Genomic DNA, 23,788 nt, shown 5'->3' on the forward strand with positions numbered 1-23,788 from the left:
GGTTCACATGACACAATCATCCCCCGGTGGGGCCGTCCGGCTCGGCGCCTATCCCGATTTCATGACCGTGTGGCGCGGCCAGACGATCTCCGTATTCGGTTCGCAGATGGCCGCGTTCGCGATCAGCATCTGGATCTATCGCGAGACCGGCTCCGTGCTGCAGTTCGGCGCCGTGATCGCGGCGCAGCTGGTGCCGTCGATCCTGTTCGCGCCGTTGACCGGCCTGCTGGTCGACCGCTATCACCGCAAGTACGTGATGCTGGCAACGGAAGTGGGGCTGACCGTCGCGGCGCTGGCGTTGTGGGCGCTGCTGCGCGCGGGCTGGCTGACGCCGACGAACATGTTGCTGTTTTCCCCCGTGATCGCGCTGTTCGGGTCGATCCACCAGATCGCCTATGCGTCGTCGATCGGCCTCCTGGTGCCGCGCGCGGCCTATGCGCGGGCCAACGGCTACGTCCAGATGGGGATCAACGGCAGCGCGGCGATCGTGCCGCTGATTTCCGTGCACGCGCTGGAGGAACTGGGGCTGGGCATGGTCATCCTGCTCAATGCCGCGACCTATGTGATGGCGGCCGTCAGCCTGGCGTTCGCCCGCTTCATGCCGAAGCCGGAGGTGGCGGCCAAACCGCGCAAGCCGTTCTCGCTGGCCGGCCTGCTTGAACAGCTGTCGTTCGGACTGCGCTACATCCGCGCGCAACGCGGCCTGATGGTGCTCGTGCTGTTCCTGTGCGCCGTCAGTGTGCTGAACGGCGTCGTGCTGGTGCTGTTCCGGCCGATGATCCTCGGCTCCGCATCGGACGCCGTGCTGGGCTGGCTGGCCACGATCGCCGGGTTCGGCGGGCTGGCCGGCGCGATCGCCGCGTCCACGTTCTCGGCCCGCGCCGACCGCGTGCGCACCTTGCTGTGCGCATCGATGATCTCCGGCACCAGCATGGCGCTGTGCGGCCTGTGCACCAACTTCCCGACGCTGGCCGTGCTGGCCTTCCTGTTCTCGTTCTCGGCACCGTTCATCCTCGTGTCGGGTCAGACGCTGATGCAGATGATCACGCCGACCGAGATCCAGGGCCGGGTGTTCTCGACCCGCGCGTTCTTCAGCGGGCTGGCATTGATCGCCGCCGTCTCGATCGCGCCCGTGCTGGCCGAATACGGCTTCGCGCCGTGGATGGCCAGCGGCCACGTGCTGGCGCCGTTCGCGCACTGGCTCGACGCCGGCGCCAGCGCGCCGATGCGGGCCGTGTTCACGCTGACGGGTGCCGGCATGGTCGTGCTGGCACTGGCGGCCGTGCGCAGCGCACCGTTCCGCGCGCTGCGCGCGCAGATGAGCGAAGCGCACCTTGTCGCGGCCCGCGCATGATGCGATGGCTGCTCCTGCTGTGGTGGCTGGGCTGCGCGCCGATCGGTGCGGCGGCGGACTTGGCGCCGCGCGTCGAGGCGCTGCTGGCCGAGCGGGGCCTCGTCGGCGCTTCGTGGATGCTGCTGCACGGCGACGGCACTGTCGAAACGGGCGCCGCCGGCCAGCGTGCCGCCGGCGTGCCGCTGCGGGCGGAAGACCGGATGCACGTCGGCTCGATCGCCAAGACGGTGCTGGCGGCGGGCGTGCTGCGGCTCGTGTCGCAGGGCAGGGTGACGCTCGATACGCCGATCGCCACGCTGCTGCCGGAGCTTGCGCCGGCCAATCCCTGGCATGCGACGGACCCGGTGCGCCTGCGGCACCTGCTCGACCATACGGCCGGCCTGCCGGATGCCACGTTCCGCCATCTGTTCAGCGCCGCGGCCGGGCCGGATACGCCGCTCGCCGCGGCGCTTGCGGCGCCGCTGCCGGTGCGCACGCGGCCGGGCAGCGAGTTCTCGTACTCGAACCTGGGCTATGTGCTGGCCGCGCTGGCGATCGAGCGGGTGACGGGCCAGCGCTACGAGCGCTACCTGGACGAACAGTTGCTGCGGCCGCTGGGCATGACGGCCAGCACGTTCGGCCACGTCGACCAGCACGGCGCCACGCCGCCGCTGGCGATGGGGCACGTCGATCGGGCCCGGCCCCAGGCCTACCTGGCGAACTTCCTGCGGCCCGCCGGGCAGTTCGTGACGACGCCGGCCGACATGGCCCGCTTTGCAGCGTTCCTGATGGGCGATGGCCGGATCGATGGCGCGCCGTTCATCCGCGCCGACCTGTTGCGCCAGATGGGCCGCGCGCAAGGCACCGCTGCGGCGCGTGCGGGCCTGCCGGCCGGCTACGCGCTGGGGCTGGGCCGGCGCGACCGCCATGGCCGGGTCGTGCTGTGCCACGGCGGCAACACGGTCGGCTTCCGGGCGATGTTCTGCCTGGCGCCGGCCCAGCGCGCCGCGTTCCTGGTGGCGCTGAACATGGACAGCGAGGCGGCCGACTACGAAGCCTTTACGGCGCTGATGCTCGATGCGCTGGCACTGCCGCGCGCCGTGGCGCCGCGGGCCACGCCCGCCGGGGATGCGCAGGCGTGGCAGGGCTGGTACGTGCGGCTGCCCGCGAAGGTGCCCGCTTTCGTCTACCTGGACTTGCTGTTCAACCCCGTGGCGCTGGCGCCGGCGGCGGCCGGCGCGGTGGAACTGCGGCCGTTGCTGGGCGCGGCCACCGTGCTGGCGCCGGCCGGGCCGCGGCTGTACCGGGCGCCGGACCGCATCACCGCCACGCATGCGTTGCTGGCCGATGCGGGCGGCACGGCGTACTCGGACGGCTTCGGCACGTGGCGCCCCGTGTCGTTCGGCCGGCTGCTGTGGATGTGGGCCAGCCTTGCGGCGGGCCTTGGCGCGCTGGCGTGGCTGCTGGTGGTGGGCACGGTGCGGCTGTGGCGGACCCGCCGCGGCTTCCTGGCCGATGCGCTGGCCCCTGCCTGGGCGGTGTTGCTGCTGATCCCGGTGGCCGGGGTGGCGGTGGGCCTGGCGTGGCAGACGATGGGTGACGTGGGCGCGGCAACGGTGGCGCTGGCGGCACTGACGGCGGCGCTGCCGCTGGCCGCGCTGTATGGCCTGCTGCGGCTGTACCGCGGCGGGCTGCGGCACCGCCGCGCCGACGTGCTGGCCCTGGCACTGCTGCTGCAATGGTGCGCCGTGCTGGCTGCCTGGGGCCTGCTGCCGTTCCGCTTCTGGGCCTGACAGCGCGGTTTGTTTGTATTTTTTTAATCAGAATGGATACCAAGCGATGATCGACGAACGCATACTCCAACATATCCCGGGCATGGCGGCGGCCCGCCGCGTGCCCAGCATCGATGCGGCCGACCTGACCGAGGAGCGCTTCCGGCGCGACTATGTCGACCGCAACCTGCCGCTGTTGATCAAGGGCGCGATCCGCCACTGGCCCGCGTGCGGCCGCTGGACGGACAAGCGCTACCTGGCCGGCAAGGTCGGCGAGAACAAGGTGAACCTGTACCGCCACCTGAACTTCTCGAACGATGCGACGATGAAGCGCAGCGCGATCCCCGGCACGATGGCGCAGGCGTTGGACGTGCTGCACAGCGACGAGGACGCGGTGATCTTCCTGCCGTTCCGCGTCGATGCGCCGAACAGCAAGTTCACGAGCCTGAAGGACGACATCGGCGGTGTGCGCTTCCTGGCCAAGCCGAAGAAGCCGTTGTTCTACCCCCGTGCCCGCACGTTCATGTACCGCGGCGCCGGTTCCGGCTGGCACACGCACACGATCGACGAAACGCTGATGTGCCAGATCGGCGGCGCCAAGCGCGTGGGCCTGTTGCCGGCGAAGGACGCCAGCTACGCGGCATTGAAGCGCATCTTCTTCAGCGAACGCTATCTCGACGACCCGAACGTGTTCGACGAACTGCCGGCCAAGCTGCGCCCGTTCGTGGCCGACGTCGAGCAGGGCGACGCGCTGTACATTCCGCCCAGCTGGTGGCATGGCGTGCAGCCGATCGACGAAGGCGTTGGCGCCACGCTGGCCTTCTGCTGGCGTTCGCCGCTGCACAAGATCTCGGACCTGAGCTACCCGCCCGTGCGCGAACTGTGGCGCGAGGCCTACGCCAAGCCGAACCTCGGCATGCTCGTGATGCCGCTGTGGGGCCTGGCCAGCCTGGGCGCGCTGCTCGGCTACCGCCTGAAGTGCCTGTTCCGCCGTCCGGCCGGCGTGACCACCGAACCGCCCGCGCAGGCATGACGGCGATGCGCTGCGTCTCGGGAATGCTGGCGGCGCTGCTGCTGGCGGCGGCACTGCCCGCCGCGGCGGCCACGTACACGGTCGACCGCGCGGCGTGTCCGTACGCGGGCAAGTCATGGTTCGACCCGCAGCGGATGGAGTGCGCCACGCTGGTGGCGCAGGAAGGGGCCGGCGCGGCCACCTACCGCCTGCCGGCACTGCGGCTGCGGCGGGCGGACCCGGCCAGCACGGCGCCGCCGGTGGTCTTCGTCAACGGCGGGCCGGGCGGTCGCGGCGTCACCGAAGTGGCCGACTGGCTCGGCCACCCGCTGCGGCAGCGCCACGACATCATCCTGTTCGACCCGCGTGGCACCGGTGCCGCCACGCCGCGGCCCTGTCCTGGGCTGGGCGATGCGCTGCTTGCCGCGCTGGCCCGCGACGTCGACGCGGGCGCCGCGCTGGCCGATCGGCGCCGCCTCGTGCAGGCCTGTGTGGCCGGCGTGGCGCCGGAGCGGCGCGCCGACTTCGGCGCCGCCGCGCTGGCCGACGACATCGCTGCCGTCGGCCGGATGTTCGGCCATGCGCGCCTGAACCTGTACGCGGTATCGTACGGCACCCGGGTGGCGCAAGCGTATGCGCAACGCCATCCGCAGGCGGTGGACCGCATGCTGCTGGACTCCGTCGTGCCGGAAGGGCCGTACTACGATGAGATCGGGCGCAATTACGAGGCGGCGCTCGAGCGCCTGTTCGCCAGTTGCGCGCGCGACGCCGCCTGCCACGCGCGATATCCGGCGTTGCGGGCGGATTACGCCGCGGTGCGCGCCGCGCTGGACACGGCGCCGCTGCGGCTGGCCGGCGGCATCCACCTGGACCGGCACGACTTTGCGCTGCTCGTGCAGCAGCTGATGTACGGGAAGGAGTTCCTGCCCGTGCTGCCGCCGCTGTTCGAGGCGCTGCGGCGCGGCGACAGCGGGGCGGTGCGGCTGCTGTACGAAGTGGCCGTCGGCATGCGCGTGCGCAGCCTCGACTTCGGCGCCTACTACCTCGCGCTGTTGAACGACGAGGCCGGGCGCGTGCCGCCGTCCGCCGGCGCCGACGATGATCTGCTGTTCTTCCGGCAGGACCTCGCCGCGCTGACGGCGCTGGCCCCGCCCGCGCCGCCGCACCGCGGCACACCACTGGCCGGCCCGGTCGCCGTCGTGGCGGGCCGCTTCGATCCGATCACGGCGCCCGCGTATGGCCAGCGCCTCGAAGCGGCCGGCACCCACGTCAGCTATCACGAGTTCGCCGGCGCCGGCCATACACCGACGCTGGCCGACCCGTGCATGCTGCCCGCGGTGGCGCGCTTCTTCGCCGGCGGCGCGCTGGCACCGGCCGCCGGCTGCCTGGCCGCCATTCCGGGTGCCGCGTGGAGCGGGCCGCTGCACGCGGCGGCATGGCCGCGGCAGCTGATCGAACCGGTCGTCGTGCAGCGCTCGTTCATGCCACTGGCCTGGCTGGGCGGGCTGGCGGCGCTGTACGCACTGGGTCTGGTCTGGCTCGCCGTGCGGGCCGTGGGACGGCTGCGACGCCGGCGCGAGGGCACCCCACCAGCACCCGTGCCCCCATCGGCGCTGCGCCGCGCGGCCCAGCTGAGCATCGGCGCCGGTGCGCTGGCACTGCTCGGCGCGGCGGGCCTGGTCGGCGTGACGCTCGCCGGGCCCGCGCCGGCGCTGCTGCTCTTCGGGCTGGCTGCGCCCGCACCCCTCGTGCTGGCGACGGCTTTGCTGGCGGCGCTTGCAGCCGGCGGTGCCGTCGCTGCCATCGCTGCCATCGCGCTGCTGCTGCAAGCGCTGTGGCGCCGGCGCGAGGGCGCTCCGCTGCCGCGTTGGACGCTGCTGGGCGCGGGCGTGCACCTTTGCCTGGTCAGCCCGCTGCTGCTGCCGCTGCTGCTCGACTACGCGGCAGGTTGATCGGCGCCGGCGCGCCGCACCAGCACGTCGATCGACTTCGCGGCCGGCACCTTGCTCTCCAGCGCGTGATGCCAGACGGGGATCAGCGGGTTACATTCGGGGAAGTAGCCTGCCGCGCACCCTTCGGGCAGGTCGTACGGCACCACGCGCAAGCCGTCGACACGGCGCGGCGCATCGGCGCTGACGGCCGTGGTCACATCGACCGTGTCGCCTTCGGCCAGGCCGCGGCGGGTCATGTCGGCACGCGCCATCAGCAGCACACGCCGGCTGCCGTAGATGCCGCGGAAGCGGTCGTCGGGGCTGTAGATCGTCGTGTTGAACTGGCCGTCGCTGCGGATCGTGAACAGGCGCAGCGCGGCCGGGTCGCGGCTCTCGGTGTCCGGGTCCGTCCGCAGTGAGCGGGGCACCGTGAATTCGGCCTTGCCGCTTTGCGTATGCCACACCCGTTCGGCCGCGCCGAGCGGCTTGCGAAAGCCCCCTGGTGTCCACATGCGCTGGTTGAAGTCGTGGAAGATGGCCGGGTACGTGACGGCGATCGCGTCGCGGATGCGGCGGTAGTCGGCCACCCAGGCGTCCCAATCCACCCGCGGGTTCGGGTCCAGCGTCGCCTTCGCCAGGCCCGCGACGATAGCCGGCTCCGACAGCAACGTGGGCGCGACCGGCTCGGTCATGCCGCGCGAGCCGTGCATGCACGCGGTGCTGTCCTCGATCGATACGGCTTGCGGGATGCCGTGCTGGCGGTCGATCTCGATGCGGCCGAGGCACGGCAGCACGTACGACGCCTTGCCGTGGATGACGTGGTTGCGATTCAGCTTCGTCGATACCTGCACCGTCAACGGCAATGCGCGCCATGCCGCTTCCATCCGTGCCGTATCGGGCACGGCGCGGATGAAATTGCCGCCCAGCCCGATGAATGCCCGCACCTTGCCGGCCAGGATGCCTTCGCACGCTTCCACCGTGTTCATGCCTGGCTTCCTGGGCGGTTCAAAGCCATATTGTTCGGCGAGCCGGTCGAGCGGCGCCAGTTCGGGCTTTTCCGTGATGCCGACCGTGCGCTGGCCCTGTACATTGGAGTGGCCGCGCACGGGGCAGACGCCCGCGCCGGGCTTGCCGATATTGCCGCGCAAGAGCAGGAAGTTCACCAGCATCGTCACGTTGTCGACGCCATGGCGGTGCTGCGTCAGCCCCATGCCGTACACGGCCATCACGGCGCCGGCACCGCAATACACTTCCGCGGCCGCCTCCAGCGCCGCGCGCGTCAAGCCAGATTCCGCTTCGATGTCCGGCCACGGGCAGGCCCGCACCGCCGCTTTGAACGCGTCGAAGCCGTGGGTGTGCTCCAGCAGGAAAGCGGCATCCACCACGCGCTGGTCGCCGCGCGCGCGGGCCGCGTCGTCGCGCTCCAGCACGGCCTTGCACAGGCCCATCAGCGCTGCCGTGTCGCCGCCGGCCTTCAACTGGTGGTACTGCGTGCTGATGGTCGTTTCCTGGCCCGTCAGCATCTCGACGGGCGATTGCGGATTCGTGAAGCTGACGAGGCCTGCTTCGCGCAGCGGATTGAACGTGATGATCGGTACGCCGCGGCGCCGCGCATCCTGCAGCTGGTGCAGCATGCGCGGGCTGCTGACGCCGACGTTCTGGCCGAAGAAGAAGATGCAGTCGGTGTGCTCGAAGTCCTTCAACGCGACGGTGCCGACGCCGACCCCGAGCGACTTCTGCAAGCCGACCGACGTGCTCTCGTGGCACATGTTCGAGCTGTCCGGCAGGTTGTTGTTGCCGTACATGCGGGCAAACAGCTGGTACATGTAGGACGTTTCCAGCGACGCCCGTCCGGACGAGTAGAACACCACCTGTTCGCGCTGGGCGGCGCGCAGCGCGGCGCCGATCTCGGCAAACGCGGTGTCCCAGTCGATCGGCACGTACTTGTCGGTGGCGGCATCCCAGCGCAGCGGCACGGTTAGCCGGCCCTGGTCCTCCAGCGCGTAATCGCTCCACGATTCCAGGCTCGTCACCGTGTGGCGCGCAAAGAACTCGGCGCCGATCGTCTTGCTCGTCGTTTCCCAGGCGGTCGCCTTGGCGCCGCTTTCGCAGAATTCGAACGGGTGCGGGTGGGCCGGCTTGGCCCAGGCGCAGCTGACGCAGGCAAAGCCGTCCGGCTTGTTCTGGTTCATCAGCAACCGGCTGTCCTTGATGGGCACCCGCTCATGCAGCAGGATCGTGGCCACTTCCTGCACCGACCCCCAGCCGCCGGACGGCAGGGTGGGGGGCTCGACCTTCAGCTTGTCGCTCATCGCTTCTCCTCGCATCGAGCAAGCAAGGTAGCGGTGACGGCAGCGCCGGTCGGTGCGCGGCCGCACACAGACGGCCGCGCCAATTGTGCGCCGCCGCATGCCGGGCTTGCGCTATCCTCCCGCGATGCAGCCCGACAGTGATAGCCCCGACATTCCGCAACCGGACAACCCTGCCGCAGCGGCGCCCCGCGCATCGAACCGTGCTTTGAACCGGATCGCCTGGGCCGGCGCGCTCGTTGCGACCGTGCTGGTCGGTGCCGCCGCCGTCTGGGGTGTGCGCACATTCCAGGCCGAGAGCGCGATCGCGGGCGTCGAACGGTCCGCGGCCAGCTTGCCGTTGCCGAAGGTGCTGCCGCGCACTGCGCAGGGCGCCCAACCGACACCAGGGACGCCGGCGACACCCGCCACCCCATCGATGCCTCCAACACCCGAAGCCACGGCCGCCGCGCCGACCGGCGACCGCCTGCCGCCGTTGCAGCTGCCCGGCCAGCGGGTGGCACCGGCCGTGCTGCGCGACCTGCCGGAATGGGTTGCGGCCCAGGTCGGGCCGGCTGCGCCCGCATCGCCACCCGCATCGCCACCCACCTCGGGCGCTTCCGGCGACGAATCCGCGGCCGTCACGGAACCGCGGCGCGAGGTCGCCAAGTCCGCCGCACGGGAAGAGGCGCCGCGCCAGCGTCAGCCGGCCCAGCGGAGCAAGAGCAGTGCCGTGTTTGCCCGCTGCCCCGGGCCGGGGGAATCCGGCGCTGTCGAATGCCGCCGGGCGATCTGCGCGGGCGCCGCTCGCAAGAGCAGCGCCTGTATGCCGTATCGGGACTGACGGACGCTTACAGGAAGCGGTCCAGGATCTTCTTGCTGTGCTTGTCCAGGCCGTACTGGTCACGGATCAGGAACTGAATGCCGTGCGTGTCGGATACCAGCAGCGATTCGGTACCGATGCGGCGGATGTCCTCTTCGCCGCGCAGCACGAATTCGGTCGGGCCACGGTTTGTCTCGACGCTCCACGTGCACGGCGTCGCAAAGCTCGTCACGTCGACGATGCGGCTGATTTCCGGCATGAACTCGCGGCCGGCCAGCTCCTCACGCACCAGCGCGGCCGTTGCCGGCGGCAGGTCGTCGACGCGGTCGATCCACACCACCTCCTTGCCGTCCGTGTTGACGAGGGCGAGACCCTCGTCCGGCGCCTGGATCGGGAAGGCACGCACCGGTGCGACGCCTTCGTGCACGGTGCCGTCGGCGGCGGTGAGGTTCAGGCGGCCGAAGGCGTCGCGCCGCAGGGTGAAATCAATTGTCGTCATCGCGTTGCTTTGCCTTTTCATCCAGATCGGTATCGACGTTGCGGGCCTGCGCCTGGTACAGGCGGTAATAGGCGCCTTCCTTGGCCATCAGCTCGTCGTGCGGGCCTTCCTCGACGACCTTGCCGCGGTCCATCACGACGAGGCGATTGGCCCGCTGCAGGGTCGACAGGCGGTGGGCGATCGCGATCGTCGTGCGGCCGGCCACCAGGTTGTCCAGCGCCTTCTGGATCTCTTTCTCCGTTTCCGAGTCGACCGACGCCGTCGCTTCGTCGAGGATCAGGATGCGCGGGTCGATCAGCAGGGCCCGGGCGATCGAGATGCGCTGGCGCTCGCCGCCGGACAAGCCCTGGCCGCGTTCGCCCACCATCGAATCGTAACCCTGCGGCAGGCGCAGGATGAAGTCGTGCGCATGGGCGGCGCGGGCGGCGGCCATGATCTCGGCGCGCGTCGCGTTCGGCTTGCCGTAGGCGATGTTCTCGGCGATCGTGCCGAAGAACAGGAAAGGCTCCTGCAGCACGAGGCCGATATTGCGGCGGTAGTCGGACACCGCCAGCGAGCGGATGTCCACGCCGTCCAGCAGGATCGCGCCTTCGGCCACGTCGTAGAAGCGGCAGATCAGGTTCACCAGCGTCGACTTGCCCGAGCCGCTGTGGCCGACGAGGCCGATCATCTCGCCGGCCTTGATCTCCAGGTTGACGCCGCGGTTGACGGCCCGGTTACCGTAGCGGAAGCCCACTTCGCGCAGCGTGATATTGCCTTCCACCTTGTCCAGCTTGACCGGTTTGACGGGCTCCGGCACCGACGACACGTGGTCGAGGATGTCGAAGATGCGCTTTGCGGCGGAGGCCGATTTCTGCGTCACCGACACGATCCGGCTCATCGAATCGAGGCGGCCGTAGAAGCGCGACGAATACGTCAGGAACGCCGTCAGCACGCCGACGGTGATGTGCGACTTGCTCACCTGCCAGATGCCGAACACGTAGATCACCAGCAGGCCGACCTCGGTCAGGAACGACACGGTCGGCGAGAACAGCGACCACACCTTGTTCAGCTTGTCGTTGACGGCCAGGTTGTGCTTGTTCGCGACGCGGAAGCGGTTCGCCTCGCGCGATTCCTGGGCAAACGCCTTGACGACGCGGATGCCGGGGATCGTATCGGCCAGCACGTTCGTCACTTCGCCCCATACGCGGTCGATCTTTTCAAAGCCCGTGCGCAGCTTGTCGCGCACCAGGTGAATCAGCCAGGCGATGAACGGCAGCGGCACCAGCGTGACGATCGCCAGCCACGGGTCGATCGTGAACAGGATCACGCCCGTCATGATGATCATCAGGCAGTCGGACGCGAAGTCCAGCAGGTGCAGCGACAGGAACACGCAGATGCGGTCGCTCTCGCTGCCGATGCGCGACATCAGGTCGCCCGTGCGCTTGCCGCCGAAGTATTCCAGCGACAGGCGCAGCAGGTGCTCGTACGTCGTCGTGCGCAGGTCCGCACCGATCCGTTCGGACACGAGCGCCAGCACGTACGTCTTGCCCCAACCGAGGATCCACGCGAGGACGGCCGCGCCCAGCAGGCCGGACATGTACAGCATCACCAGGTGCGTGTCGACGGGCTGACCGTTCTGGTACGGGATCAGCACATTGTCCATCAGCGGCATCGACAGGTACGGCGGAATCATGTGCGCGCCCGTCGACAGCAGCATCAGCGTGAAGCCGCCCAGCAGCGCCCAGCGGTACGGGTGGGCAAAGCGCCACAGGCGCAGCAGGGTCCACGTCGACGGGGGCGTGTGCACGACTTTGGTGCAGATCGGGCATTCGTCCTGGTCCGGTTCCAGCGGTGCCTTGCAGGTGGGGCAGGCATGTTCTTCCTCGCGCTCCACCGGCTTGCCCGTCAGCGCCGTCTCCAGCAGCGGGCCGAATTGCTCGGTCAGGCGGATCGCCATCAGGTTCTGGGCCAGCGTGAAACGCCAGGCGGCCAGGCGGCCGTGCTCGTCGACGAGTTCCAGGTGGCCCACGCCGGCATGGTCGTGCAACTTTAGCGCCATGCCGCGGCGGTACGGCCATTGCTGCCAGTCTTCGCCCGGCGCGCGGGCCAGGATGCGCAGCTCCGTCAGCAGCACGATGCCTTTGGCGAAATGCAATGTCGCGTCGAGGTCAACCTCCAGGGCGGTCTGTACGTTTTCCCCAGGAGCAAGCTGCATCTGCGTGTCGGAACGCCAGGGTTCTGGCAGTTCGATGCGGGCGGGCCCAGGAGGAAGATCGGTTCTTGTCATTGTCGGAAATGCTCCGTTGGTATCTTTGCCAAGTGGCAAGAAAGTGAATTCAGTGGGAAAATAGCAGAAACGTAGTGAGTTGCGTAAGCCAAACCTGCACTGCGAATCGAAGTATTGGGCTGTGTAACGGTTCAGGCCCGGGATGCGCTGACACGATTAGCGCACGGAAGAATGGGGCCGATTTTTATTTATTGTATTCTTCAGGGACGATAGAGAAGAGGAAGCCTGGTCTTGCGGGCCTGGGTTGCCGACTCGGTGACCGAGTATACCGTAAGAGGTACTAGAGCAAAAACATGACAAAGAAGAAAGATATTGAACTTCTCCGGGTAACGCACCTGCGTGGACCGAACATCTGGACCTACCGCCCGGTCATCGAAGCATGGCTGGATATCGGTGAGCTGGAAAACTTCCCTTCCAACAAACTCCCTGGTTTGTACGAACGGTTGACGGCTGCCTTGCCGGGCCTCGTCGAACACCGTTGCGGCGTGGGCGAGCACGGCGGCTTCCTCGAGCGCCTGCGCGACGGCACGTACGCGGGCCACATCCTCGAGCACGTCGTGCTGGAGCTGCAGAACCTGGCCGGCATGCGCACCGGGTTCGGCAAGACTCGCCAGACTGCCGAGGGCAGCGGCATCTACAAGATGGCGTTCCGCACCCGGCAGGAAAACGTGGGGCGCGCCGCGCTGGCCGCCGGCCGCGACCTGCTGATGGCCTGTATCGAGGACCGCCCATACGATCTCGACGCGGCAGTCGCGAAGCTGACCGACATGGTCGAGCGCCTGTGCCTGGGCCCGTCGACGAACAGCATCGTCGAGGCGGCCACGGACCGCGGCATCCCGCACATCCGTCTAACCGACGGCAACCTGGTGCAACTGGGCCATGGCGCCCGCCAGCGCCGCATCTGGACGGCCGAGACGGACAACACGAGCGCGATCGCCGAAGGCATCGCGAGCGACAAGGACATGACCAAGCGCATCCTGGCCTCGTGCGGCGTGCCGGTGCCCGAGGGCGAGCTGGTCGAAAGCGAGGACGAAGCGTGGGAAGCGGCGCAGGACATCGGCCTGCCGGTGGCCGTGAAGCCGTACGACGCCAACCACGGCCGCGGCGTGACCTTGAACCTGATGACGGAAGCGGACGTCCGCCGCGCCTATCACATCGCGGTGGAGCGGGGCGACAGCTCGTCGGTCATCGTCGAGCGCTTCGTCGTCGGCGACGAACACCGCCTGCTGGTGGTGGGCCGCAAGCTGGTGGCCGCGTCGCGCGGCGAATCCGTGTGGATCACGGGCGACGGCCAGCACGACGTGCGCGCGCTCGTCGATACGCAGATCAATTCGGACCCGCGCCGCGGGCCCAACGAGGAACATCCGCTCAACCCCGTGGAGCCGGACAAGTCGCCCGAAGTGCAGCTGGAACTGAAGCGCCAGGGCTTGACCCCGGACTCCGTGCCGGAAGCGGGCCGCAAAGTGCTGATCCAGTTGAACGGCAACGTGGCCAACGACGTCACCGACCTGGTGCACCCGTCCGTGGCCGAGATGGCGGCGCTGGCGGCCCGGGCGGTCGGCCTGGACATCGCCGGCATCGACCTGGTCACGCAGGACATCTCGCGGCCGCTGGAAGAGCAGGGCGGCGCGATCATCGAAGTCAACGCCAGCCCGGGCCTGTTGGCCCACCTGAAGCCGGCGCCCGGCGGCACGCCGCGCCCGGTCGGTGCGGCCATCGTCGACGAGCTGTTCGGCACGGACGAAAACGGCCGCATCCCGATCGTCGGCGTGTCCGGGACGCGCCACACGGCGCTGATCGCGCGGCTGACAGCGTGGCAGCTGCAGGTCTCTGGCCGCTATGTCGGCGTGGCGTGCGAGGAAGGCGTCTACCTGAACGGCCGCAAGATCGCGCGCGGCCCGCTCACCGAATGGGAATCCGGCCAGCGCCTGCTGCTGAACAAGAACATCGAGTCGGCCGTGTTCGCCAACGGCAACCGGATGACGTTGTCCGAAGGATTCGCGTACGACCGCTGCACCGTCGGCGTCGTCACCGACACGCAAGGGTTCGAGCAGCTCGGCGAGTTCTACATCGACGCGCCGGAAAAGATGTTCAACGTGCTGCGCACCCAGGTCGACGTCGTGCTGTCCGACGGCGTGGCCGTGCTGAACGCGATGGACGAGCAGGTGGCCGAGATGGCCGAGCTGTGCGATGGCAGCGTGCTGTTCTACAGCACCCACGAGGACGCGGCACCGCTGGCCGCCCATCGCGAAGCCGGCGGCCGTGCGGTCTTCGGGCGCGGCGGTTCGTTCGTGCTGGCGATCGGCACTGACGAAGTGGCCACGTTGCCGACCAGCTGCCTGCCGAACGACGAAGAGGAATGCCGCGAGGCCGTGCTGGCCGCGATCGGCACCGGCTGGGCGATGGGCCTGACGCCGGACCTGATCGCCGCGGCGCTGCGCACGTTCGAATGGAAGAAGCGGGCGCGCTGAGCGTGTGCCCCGACAAGAAAACAACCAGGAATAGTACATGGAAGTGATCCGTACCCGCGCGCTGCGCGGCCCTAATCTTTGGAGCCACCACACGGCCATCGAAGCCATCGTCCGCTGCACCCAGGAGGAGCTGGCGGTCGACAAGCTGCCCGGATTCGAAATCCGGCTGCGCGCGCGCTTCCCGCGTATCGGCCAGTTCCAGCCGCACGGCCACGCCGACGCGGTGCCGCTGGCCCACGTGCTGGAGCTGACGGCGCTGGCACTGCAGGCCGAAGCGGGCTGCCCGGTCACGTTCAGCCGCACGACGGCGACGGTGGAGGAGGGCATCTTCCAGATGGTCGTGGAATATACCGAGGAAGAAGTGGGCAAGCTAGCCGTGGACCTGGCCGAGAAGCTGGTCAATTCGGCACTGCAGGACACGCCGTTCGACCTGGCGGCCGCGCTGCACGAGCTGCGCGAGCTGGACGAGGACGTCCGCCTGGGCCCGTCCACCGGTGCGATCGTGCACGCTGCCGTGGCCCGCAGGATCCCGTACCGCCGCATGACGCAGGGGTCGATGGTGGCCTTCGGCTGGGGCAGCAAACAGCGCCGCATCCAGGCCGCCGAGGTCGATTCGACCAGCGCGATCGCCGAGAACATCGCGCAGGACAAGGAACTGACGAAAAAGCTGCTGGATGCGGCCGGCGTGCCGGTGCCGATCGGCCGCACCGTCGAGACCGCCGAGGAAGCCTGGCAGGTGGCCCAGCAGATCGGCTTGCCGGTGGTGATCAAGCCGAAGGACGGCAACCAGGGTAAGGGGGTGACCGTCAACATCACGACACAAGAGCAGACGATCGCCGCGTTCAACACGGCACGCGAGTTCCGCGACGACATCATGGTCGAGCGCTTCCTGCCGGGCCACGACTACCGCCTGCTCGTCATCGGCAACAAGCTGATCGCCGCCGCGCGGCGCGACCCGCCGCACGTCGTCGGCGACGGCGTGCACTCTGTGCGCGAACTGGTTGACATCGTCAATGCCGACCCGCGCCGCGGCAGCGGCCACGCGACCTCGCTGACGAAAATCCGCTTCGACGACATCGCGCTGGCGCGCCTGAAGCTGCAAGGCCTCGACGCGGATTCCGTGCCGCCGCAAGGCCAGCGCGTCATCCTGCGCAACAACGCGAATCTGTCGACGGGCGGCAGCGCCACCGACGTGACGGACGACGTGCATCCGGAAGTGGCGGCGCGCGCTGTCGAAGCGGCGCAGATGATCGGTCTCGACATCTGCGGTGTCGACGCCGTCGTCGACAGCGTGCTGCGCCCGATCGAGGAACAGAACGGCGGCGTCGTCGAAGTCAATGCGGCGCCCGGCCTGCGGATGCACCTGTCGCCGTCGTACGGCAAGGGCCGCCCGATCGGCGAAGCCATCGTCAATACGCTGTTCGGCGAGGGCGAGGATGGCCGCATTCCCGTCGTCGCCGTGACAGGCACGAACGGCAAGACGACGACCGTGCGCCTGATCGCCCACCTGATCGCGTCGTCCGGCCTGCGCGTCGGCATGACCAACACGGACGGCGTGTACGTCAACGGCCGCCAGATCGATTCCGGCGACTGCTCGGGGCCGAAGAGCGCGCGCAGCGTGCTGCAGCACCCGGACGTGGACGCCGCCGTGTTCGAGACGGCACGTGGCGGCATCTTGCGCGAAGGCCTCGCGTTCGACCGCTGCAAGGTGGCCGTCGTCACCAACATCGGCGCGGGCGACCACCTGGGCCTGAACTACATCACGACCGTCGAGGACCTGGCCGTGCTGAAGCGCGTGATCGTGCAGAACGTCGACGACAACGGCATGGCGGTATTGAACGCCACCGATCCGATCGTTGCCGCGATGGCCGCCACCTGCAAGGGCAAGGTGACGTTCTTCGGCGCCGACCGCTACCACCCGGTCGTCGCGACGCACATCGCGCAGGGCCGCCGCACCGTCTACGTGGACAAGGGCGAGCTGGTCGCCGTCGAAGGCAAGTTCGAGCAGCGCATCGCATTGGCCGACGTGCCGCTGACGCGCAACGGCACGATCGGCTTCCAGGTCGAGAACACGATGGCCGCCGTGGCCGCAGCATGGGGCGCCGGCATCGACTGGCAGTCGATCCGCCTGGGCCTGAAAACGTTCACGACCGACAGCCACAACGCGCCCGGCCGCTTCAACGTGTTCGACTTCCGCGGCGCCACCGTGATCGCCGACTATGGCCACAACCCGGACGCGATGCTTGCGCTGGTGCAGGCCGTCGAATCGATGCCGGCCAAGCGCCGCTCGGTCGTCATCAGTGGCGCGGGCGACCGTCGCGACGAAGACATCCGCCAGCAGACGGAAATCCTCGGCAAGGCGTTCGACGACGTGGTGCTGTACCAGGACCAGTGCCAGCGCGGCCGCGCCGACGGCGAAGTGATCGCGCTGCTGCGCCAGGGCCTGCAAGGCGCACCGCGCACGTCCCACGTGGACGAGATCAACGGCGAGTTCGTCGCGATCGATACGGCGCTGGACCGGCTGAAGGAAGGCGACCTGTGCCTGATCCTGATCGACCAGGTCGAGGAAGCACTGGCGCATATCGGCAAGCGGGTGGCGGCGGGCTGATTCCGCCGATCGCCACGTGAAAAACCCGCCAGACGGCGGGTTTTTTTATGCAGCCAGCGAATCGTCCCCGAGCGGCCGCAGCCGCGCGGTTGCCCCTTCGACGAACTGCGGCGCGAACGTGCGTTTCTCGGCCAGGCGGCCATCCGTCTCGATCAGCGACGTCAACAGGTCGGCCGCGGCCAATGCCATGTTGTGGATCGGCTGGCGCAACGTCGTCAGGTTATAGCTGAGCCAGTTGGACGGCTCGACGGCATCGAATCCCGCCACCGACATCGTGCCCGGCACGTCGATCGACAGCTCGTGGCGCGCGTAGTCCAGGCAGCCCAGCGCCATCACGTCGTTGCCGCAGATGACTGCATCGGGAATCCGGCCGAGCCGGTCGAGGATCTCGCGCAGGCCGCGCGCGCCGCTGGCGTAGTCGAACTGCCCCGTGACGACGACCGGGGCCGGCAGTCCCAGCTCGTGCAGCTTGTCGCAGGCGCCGTTGCGGCGCTCGGTGGCGACGGTGGACGTGTCAGGGCCGGCGACGATGCCGAATTGGCGGTGGCCGGCGGCCGTCAGGCGCGTCGCCAGCAGGCGGCCCGATTCGTACTGGTCGCACAGCACGCTGTTGACGGTGCGGCCGCGCAGGTTGCGGTTGAAGACGACGAGCGGCAGGCGGCGGCGTTCGAATTCCTGCACCTGTTCCTCGCTGAGCGCGGCAGCGACGATCGCGCCGTCGACCTGGTATTGCCAGACGTCGCCGAGGATCTGTTCGACGTCCGCCTCGTGCTGCATCGTGAACAGCAGCACGCGCTTGCCGCGGCGCGTCAACTGCGCGGACAATTCCGCCAGCGCTTCCGGGTAGTACAGGTTCGCGGTGTGCGAGATGACGACGGCGACGATGTTCGAGCGGCGCGTGATCAGGCTGCGTGCGGCGGCGTTCGGGATGTAGTCGAGGCCGGCGGCGGCCTTCATCACGCGGGCATACGTGGACTTCGATACGCTGGCGCCCGGCTTGAAGCAGCGCGAGACGGCCGACTGCGACACGCCGGCCACCATCGCGACGTCGTAGGAGGTGACGCGCCGGTTCTCGCGGAGCAACGCCGCCTTGTATTCGGCCGCCTTGCTGTCGGCCCCGTTGTCTACCGGAGGTGGTGTCTTCGTTTTTCTCATTGTCTCGTCAAAGTACCGCGACGGCACTCGTTTCGGTTGAGGATAACGTATCAACTTACCTACTGGCAATTAATTTCCCTGCGGAAAACACTTACTGTCGCGCCGCCGCTACCCTACCAGCACAAACGTCAGGCCGACGGCGGCCAGCAGCGCAGCCGAGGCCGTAATCCGTCGGAGCGAAGCGCCGCGGATCGTCTGCAGGATGCGCTGGTGCCGCGTCTGCTGCTGGTTCTGCTGCTGGTGCGGCTGCTGCGCCGGCGTGAAGCGTGTGGATCGGTTGTCGAGGGTTGCCATGTCTGTCTCCTTCGTTCTTGAATTTCCTAGCGTAACTTTTTCCTCCACCATGTTTTTGATCCAGCTCAATCCAACCTCTGCTAAAATACCGCCCCTTTTAGTTCGCGGATGGTAGCGATGGCCAATGCATGCGGTGTCGACTTCGGCACATCCAATTCCACGGTCGGGTGGGTCGCGCCGGGCCGCCCGGTGATGCTGCCGCTCGAGGACGGCAAGGCGACGCTGCCTTCCGTCGTGTTCTTCAATGCCGACGATGACGAGGTCACGTTTGGCCGCGCCGCGCTGGCCGATTACCTGGCCGGTTATGAAGGCCGGCTGATGCGCTCGCTGAAGAGCCTGCTCGGCACGCCGCTGATGGATGGGCAGACGGAAGTGGCAGGCCGCGCGCTGTCGTTTCGGGCGTTGCTGGCGCAGTTCATCGGCGAGCTGAAGCAGCGCGGCGAGGCCGCTGCCGGCCGGCCGTTCACGTCGGCCGTGCTGGGCCGCCCGGTGCAGTTCATCGACGACGATCCCGTCGCCGACCGGCTGGCCGAGGACACGCTGGCCGACATCGCCCGCGCCGCCGGTTTCCGCGACATCGCGTTCCAGTACGAGCCGATCGCGGCCGCATTCGACTACGAGTCGCAGATCGCGCGCGAGGAACTGGTGCTGATCGCCGACATCGGCGGCGGCACGTCCGACTTCTCGCTGGTGCGATTGGCACCGGAACGGGTTGCGAAGGCCGACCGGCGCGACGACATCCTCGCCACCGGTGGTGTGCACATCGGCGGTACCGACTTCGACAAATACCTGAGCCTGGCCGCGGTGATGCCGCTGCTCGGTTACGGCAGCGAGCTGAAGAACGGCAGTGCCGTCCCGTCCAGCTATTACTTCAACCTGGCCACGTGGCATACGATCAACCAGGCCTACACGAAGAAGATGGCGGCGCAGCTCGGCGAGCTGGTGCGCGATGCGCGGGAACCCGAGCGCCTGCGCCGGCTCCAACACCTGATCGACGAGCGCGCCGGCCATTGGCTGGCGATGCGGGTCGAGGAAGGCAAGATCGCGCTGTCCGCACAGGACACGGTGCGGCTGGACCTGGAACGGCTCGCTCCGCCACTGACCCTGGAAGTGGCGCGCAAGCAGTTCGTCACGGCCATCGGCACGCTGGTCGACTCGGTCGGCGCGACGGTCGATGCGCTGCTGGCCGATGCCGGCGTGCGGCCGGAGCAGGTCGACACCGTGTTCTTCACGGGCGGTTCGTCCGGCGTCGCCGCGCTGCGCGAGCGGATCGGTGCCGCCGTGCCTGACGCGCGCCGCGTCGAAGGCGACCTGTTCGGCAGTATCGGCGCCGGCCTGGCGCTCGACGCCGTCCGTAAATTCGGGTGAGGATCCCATGCTGACAAAACCGATCGTGATGCTGGACTTCGAAACGACGGGCCTGTCGCCCGCGATGGGCGACCGCATCACCGAAGTGGCGGCGCTGCGGATCGCCGACGGCGTCATCGTCGACCGTTACGTGTCGCTGGTGAACTGCGGCGTGCGCATCCCGTCGTTCATCACGAGCCTGACGGGCATCACGCAAAAGATGGTGGATACGGCGCCGCCCGCGCACGAAGTGGTGCCGCGGCTGCTGGCATTCATCGGCGGCGACCCGCTGGCCGCCCACAACGCCAGCTTCGATGAAAAATTCCTGCACGCGGAAAGCGGCAGGCTCGGCATGGCGTCCGGCCATACCGGCACCGTCTGCTCGCTGAAGCTGTGCCGGCGCGTATTCCCCGATTTCGGCAGCTACAAGCTGGGCCAGCTTGGCAACCGGCTCGGCATCGCGTTCCAGGGTACGGCCCACCGCGCTGAGGCCGATGCGCAGGTGGCGGCGGAGGTGCTGCTGCACGTCGGCCGCCACATCGCCAACCAGTACGGCATCGCGTCGGTCGACCCGGCGCTGCTGATGTCGGTCAATAAACTTGCGGCCGCCAAGGTCCCCGCATTCCTCCACAAGCGCTCGGCCGACACGGGCGCGCACTGAAAACCTCCCCCGCAGGCCGATGCGCCTGCGTTGCCGCTTGATGTCCATGGCAAACCGGCACACCGATTGAGACCGCTCAAGTGGGCCACGCCATCGTTTATTAAGCTTTATGCAACACCGACGTGCTGGGATGGGGGAGCTGGCATGAACAACCGTTACTCGAGCAACAGCGCGGGCGTATTCACGTGGTTTCGTGACGCCGCGGAACAAGGCAACGCGTATGCACAGTTCAATCTCGCGTTGCTCTACAAGCGCGGCAAGGGCGTGCAGCGCGACGACAAGGTCGCATTCGTGTGGATGCGGGAGGCGGCGAAGCAGGGGATCGCCTTCGCCCAGAACCACCTGGGCGCCATGTACTACAACGGCACCGGCACGCCGCCGGACGATAGCGAGGCCGTGTATTGGTTCCGCAAATCGGCGAAGCAGGGCGATGCGTCGGCCCAGCAGAACCTGGGCCTGATGTACCGCAAGGGCCGCGGCGTACCGCAAAGCGACGAGATGGCGCTGACGTGGTTCTGCCGGGCCGCCGAACAGGGCGTCGCCAGCGCGCAGTCGTTGCTGGGCGAGGCCTATGCGCAAGGGCTCGGCACGAAGCGCAATTTCCCGCTGGCGCTGGCCTGGTTCCGCAAGGCAGCGCTGCAGGGCGATGCGACCGCGCAGCTCAATCTCGGCCTGATGTACCGGCGCGGCCACGGCGTGCTGCAAAGCGATACCCAGGCCGTCGCCTGGTACCGCCAGGCCGCCGCGCAGGGACTGGCGGCCGCCCAGCGCCACCTGGGCGTCGCCTATGCGGAAGGGCGCGGCGTGCAGGTCGACCTGGAGCGTGCCTGCTCATGGCTGCGCCGCGCCGCCGACCAGGGCGACGTCGATGCCCAGTTCAACATGGGCGTGATGCTGTCGAACGGCTACGGCACCCGCAAGGACGAGGCGCAGGCGTTCGCGTGGTACCACCGCGCCGCCGCGGCGGGCCACATGCTGGCACAGTACAACCTGGGCGGCATGTATGCGCACGGCCGCGGCGTGCAGCGCGACCCGGCGCAGGCGCTGGTGTGGTACCGCAAGGCGGCGGACCAGGGGGCGCCGAACGCGCAGTTCAATGTCGGCGTCATCTATGCGAACGGCCACGGCGTGCCGAAGGACGAGGCGCGCGCCGTCGCGTGGTACCGCCACGCGGCCGAACAGGGCGATGCCAGCGCGCAGAACAACCTGGGCGTGATGTACGCGAACGGCCAGGGCGTGCCGCAGGACGATGCCGAAGCCGTGCGCTGGTACCGCCGCGCGGCCGAACAGGGCCACCCGCTGGCCCAGTACAACCTGGGCGGCATGTATGCCAGCGGCCGCGGCGTCGAGCGCGACCCGGTGCTGTCGTACATGTGGATTTCGCTGGCGGCCGAGGCGGGCGACGAGACGGCCTGCAACAACCGCAAGCTCATCGAACGCAAGCTGACCCGCGAGGAGATCGGCTCCGCGCAGGCGCTGACGCGTCGCTGGCGGGACGCCCACCGTGCCTGAATGGTGCTGCCGGCGCGCTCAGCGTGCCGGCTGGCGGCGGTCGAGGAACAGGCTGTTGCCGTGGATTTTCTTGGCCTGTTTCTTCGCTTCCGAAGCGCAGGTGGCGATCTGGTGGTGCGAGTAGTACTGGCGCGGCTCGACGCGGATCACGCCCAGCGACAGGCTCATCAACGGATAAAACACCTTCTTGCCTTGCCGATCCTCGCTGATGTAGCCGCCTTGTTCGCGGTCCGCATCGCTGTAGAACTCCAGCACGCTGTCGCCGAAGTCGGCCAGGATCGCGCGGCAGCGCGCTTCCCAATCCTCGCTCTGGAACAGGATCATGAAGTCGTCGCCGCCGATGTGGCCGACGAAGTCGCGATCCGGGTCGGAGTGGCGCGTCAGCATGTGGCCGGTCAGCTGGATCACGTCGTCGCCACGGCGGTAGCCGTACACGTCGTTGAAAGGCTTGAAGTGGTCAAGGTCGCAGTAGCAGACCCAGAAGCGGGTACCGCTTTGCAGCAATCGGTCGATGTGCTCGTTGATCGGGACGTTGCCGGGCAGCTGCGTCAGCGGATTCGCATAGCGGGCCGCATTGATCTGCAGCTGCGTGATCTCGCGCATCAGGTCGTGGCCGGTGCCCATGCCCAGGTAGCGGCCCTGGTCCGTGATGATGAAGCCGTTGAACAGGTGGTGCGCGTCCGACTCCACCATCCGGTACGACAGGTCCTGCAGGCTGGTGTCCTTGTCGGCGATCAGCGGCTTGCTGTCCATGAACTGGCGGCACGACTTCTTCCCATACAGCTCGCGCTCGTAGGGGCGGGCGAAGTGGTCGATCATCTCGAAGCGGGAGATCAGGCCGAGCGGCACGCCGTCCTCCACGACGGGAATGATCAGCAGCTTCGGATCGGCCTGGAAGATCTCGTACACCTCGTTGTTCGTCATCGCCGGCGCAACGGCCGCCACGCGGTGCAGCAGTTTCAGGATGCTCACGGTATTCTTCTCCGCCGCCCGCTGCGGATAGACGGCGACGCCGTTGCGCGACAGCGCCTGCACCGCCTCGGCCGGCAATGCCCGCGCCGGGTTCGCATGGGGGCGGCCCAGGTGATAGCCCTGCGCGAAGGCGACGCCGAGGTCGCGCAGCACCAGCAGCTCGGCCTGCTTTTCGATGCCCTCGGCGATCACCAGCGTATTGGATTTTTCCGCGATCTCCTGGATCGAACGGACAAACTGGAGCTTCACCGGGTCGTTGTTGATGCCCTGGATGAAGTGCATGTCGATCTTCACGTACTCCGGGCGCAGCTCCGACCACAGCCGCAGGCTCGAAAAGCCTTCGCCCAGGTCGTCGATCGCGATCTGGAAACCGCGCTCGCGGTAGTGCAGCACCGCTTCGCGCATCAGCTCGTAGTCGTAGGTGGGCTGGTTCTCCGTCAGCTCGATGATCACGCGGTCCGGATGGATGCCGATCTGGCGGATGAAGTCCAGCGTTTCGCCGGTGCTGCCCTCGCGCTGCGGCAGCAGGCATTCCGGGCTGACGTTCAGGAACAGCTTGCCGGGCAGCTCCAGCTCCGCGAAACGTTCCAGCACGACGCGGCGGCACAGGTGCTCCACTTCCAGGGTCAGGTTGTTGTCGCGGGCGGCCCGGAACAGCTTGATGGGCGCATGCAGCGGGCTGTCGGAAGGGCCGCGGATCAGGCCTTCGTAGCCGACGATGTCGCCGGTCTGCATCTGGATGATCGGCTGGAACAGCGCCGTCAGCTGGCGCCGCGCGATGATGTCGAGCAGGTGGGCGCCGGTCAGCTCGTCCGCTCCTTCCGGCGCGTGCAGGTAACTG

Annotated in this window: 16 protein-coding genes; 10 read left to right on the forward strand and 6 right to left on the reverse strand. The window is 68.4% G+C overall.

What is annotated here, in order from left to right; all coding sequences use genetic code 11:
- Positions 1–7 precede the first annotated feature (7 nt).
- The 4 genes from IP92_RS14225 to IP92_RS14240 are packed head-to-tail and all read left to right on the forward strand — an operon-like array spanning position 8 to position 6,069.
- Positions 8–1,354, forward strand: coding sequence for an MFS transporter (locus IP92_RS14225; protein ID WP_158206635.1), 1,347 nt, complete (start codon positions 8–10; stop codon positions 1,352–1,354).
- Positions 1,351–3,126 (forward strand): serine hydrolase domain-containing protein, encoded by a 1,776-nt coding sequence (locus IP92_RS14230; RefSeq protein WP_145875991.1) that lies wholly within the window; start codon positions 1,351–1,353, stop codon positions 3,124–3,126. Before IP92_RS14225 ends, IP92_RS14230 begins: the two co-directional genes overlap by 4 nt.
- 46 nt (positions 3,127–3,172) lie before the next feature.
- A complete protein-coding gene (locus tag IP92_RS14235; RefSeq protein WP_158206636.1) occupies positions 3,173–4,138 on the forward strand; it encodes a cupin-like domain-containing protein in 966 nt (321 codons plus the stop codon).
- Complete coding sequence (locus IP92_RS14240) at positions 4,135–6,069, forward strand: alpha/beta hydrolase (RefSeq protein WP_145875995.1); 1,935 nt, start codon at positions 4,135–4,137, stop codon at positions 6,067–6,069. The genes IP92_RS14235 and IP92_RS14240 overlap by 4 nt, the downstream gene beginning before the upstream one ends.
- Here IP92_RS14240 and IP92_RS14245 read toward each other — a convergent pair.
- A complete protein-coding gene (locus IP92_RS14245; protein WP_145875996.1) occupies positions 6,054–8,360 on the reverse strand; it encodes an FdhF/YdeP family oxidoreductase in 2,307 nt (768 codons plus the stop codon). The genes IP92_RS14240 and IP92_RS14245 overlap by 16 nt on opposite strands.
- A gap of 106 nt (positions 8,361–8,466) precedes the next feature.
- Here IP92_RS14245 and IP92_RS14250 point away from each other — a divergent pair, with 106 nt between their 5' ends.
- Positions 8,467–9,180 (forward strand): hypothetical protein, encoded by a 714-nt coding sequence (locus IP92_RS14250; RefSeq protein WP_145875999.1) that lies wholly within the window; start codon positions 8,467–8,469, stop codon positions 9,178–9,180.
- Positions 9,181–9,187: 7 nt separating this feature from the next.
- On the opposite strand, the gene IP92_RS14255 is transcribed toward IP92_RS14250, so the two are convergent.
- Together IP92_RS14255 and IP92_RS14260 are read right to left on the reverse strand one after the other, a co-directional pair.
- Positions 9,188–9,658, reverse strand: a complete 471-nt coding sequence (locus IP92_RS14255; RefSeq protein ID WP_145876001.1) for a cyanophycin metabolism-associated DUF1854 family protein — start codon at positions 9,656–9,658, stop codon at positions 9,188–9,190.
- On the reverse strand, positions 9,645–11,927 hold the full coding sequence (locus IP92_RS14260; protein WP_145876003.1) for a cyanophycin metabolism-associated ABC transporter: 2,283 nt from the start codon (positions 11,925–11,927) through the stop codon (positions 9,645–9,647). The genes IP92_RS14255 and IP92_RS14260 overlap by 14 nt, the downstream gene beginning before the upstream one ends.
- A 293-nt stretch (positions 11,928–12,220) precedes the next feature.
- Here IP92_RS14260 and IP92_RS14265 point away from each other — a divergent pair, with 293 nt between their 5' ends.
- Positions 12,221–14,398 (forward strand): cyanophycin synthetase, encoded by a 2,178-nt coding sequence (locus tag IP92_RS14265; protein WP_145876004.1) that lies wholly within the window; start codon positions 12,221–12,223, stop codon positions 14,396–14,398.
- A gap of 37 nt (positions 14,399–14,435) precedes the next feature.
- Positions 14,436–17,006, forward strand: a complete 2,571-nt coding sequence (gene cphA / locus IP92_RS14270; RefSeq protein WP_145876007.1) for a cyanophycin synthetase — start codon at positions 14,436–14,438, stop codon at positions 17,004–17,006.
- A gap of 45 nt (positions 17,007–17,051) precedes the next feature.
- On the opposite strand, the gene IP92_RS14275 is transcribed toward cphA, so the two are convergent.
- Together IP92_RS14275 and IP92_RS14280 are read right to left on the reverse strand one after the other, a co-directional pair.
- Positions 17,052–18,161 carry a LacI family DNA-binding transcriptional regulator gene (locus IP92_RS14275; protein ID WP_145876010.1) on the reverse strand — a complete coding sequence of 370 codons (1,110 nt, stop codon included), beginning with the start codon at positions 18,159–18,161 and terminating at the stop codon, positions 17,052–17,054.
- Positions 18,162–18,269: 108 nt separating this feature from the next.
- Positions 18,270–18,455, reverse strand: coding sequence for a hypothetical protein (locus IP92_RS14280; protein WP_145876012.1), 186 nt, complete (start codon positions 18,453–18,455; stop codon positions 18,270–18,272).
- A gap of 117 nt (positions 18,456–18,572) precedes the next feature.
- Here IP92_RS14280 and IP92_RS14285 point away from each other — a divergent pair, with 117 nt between their 5' ends.
- The 3 genes from IP92_RS14285 (at position 18,573) to IP92_RS14295 (ending at position 21,975) form a co-directional block, all read left to right on the forward strand.
- Complete coding sequence (locus IP92_RS14285) at positions 18,573–19,823, forward strand: Hsp70 family protein (RefSeq protein ID WP_145876014.1); 1,251 nt, start codon at positions 18,573–18,575, stop codon at positions 19,821–19,823.
- Positions 19,824–19,830: 7 nt separating this feature from the next.
- Positions 19,831–20,463 (forward strand): 3'-5' exonuclease, encoded by a 633-nt coding sequence (locus IP92_RS14290; protein WP_145876016.1) that lies wholly within the window; start codon positions 19,831–19,833, stop codon positions 20,461–20,463.
- Between the two features lie 144 nt (positions 20,464–20,607).
- Positions 20,608–21,975: a tetratricopeptide repeat protein gene (locus IP92_RS14295; protein WP_145876018.1), complete on the forward strand. Its 1,368-nt coding sequence runs from the start codon at positions 20,608–20,610 to the stop codon at positions 21,973–21,975.
- Between the two features lie 18 nt (positions 21,976–21,993).
- Here the strand turns inward: IP92_RS14295 and IP92_RS14300 are convergent, their stop codons facing one another.
- On the reverse strand, positions 21,994–23,781 hold the full coding sequence (locus IP92_RS14300) for a GGDEF domain-containing protein (RefSeq protein WP_229418816.1): 1,788 nt from the start codon (positions 23,779–23,781) through the stop codon (positions 21,994–21,996).
- Positions 23,782–23,788: the final 7 nt, after the last annotated feature.

The organism is Pseudoduganella flava, from assembly GCF_007830495.1.
Taxonomy (GTDB): Bacteria; Pseudomonadota; Gammaproteobacteria; order Burkholderiales; family Burkholderiaceae_D; genus Rugamonas; species Rugamonas flava.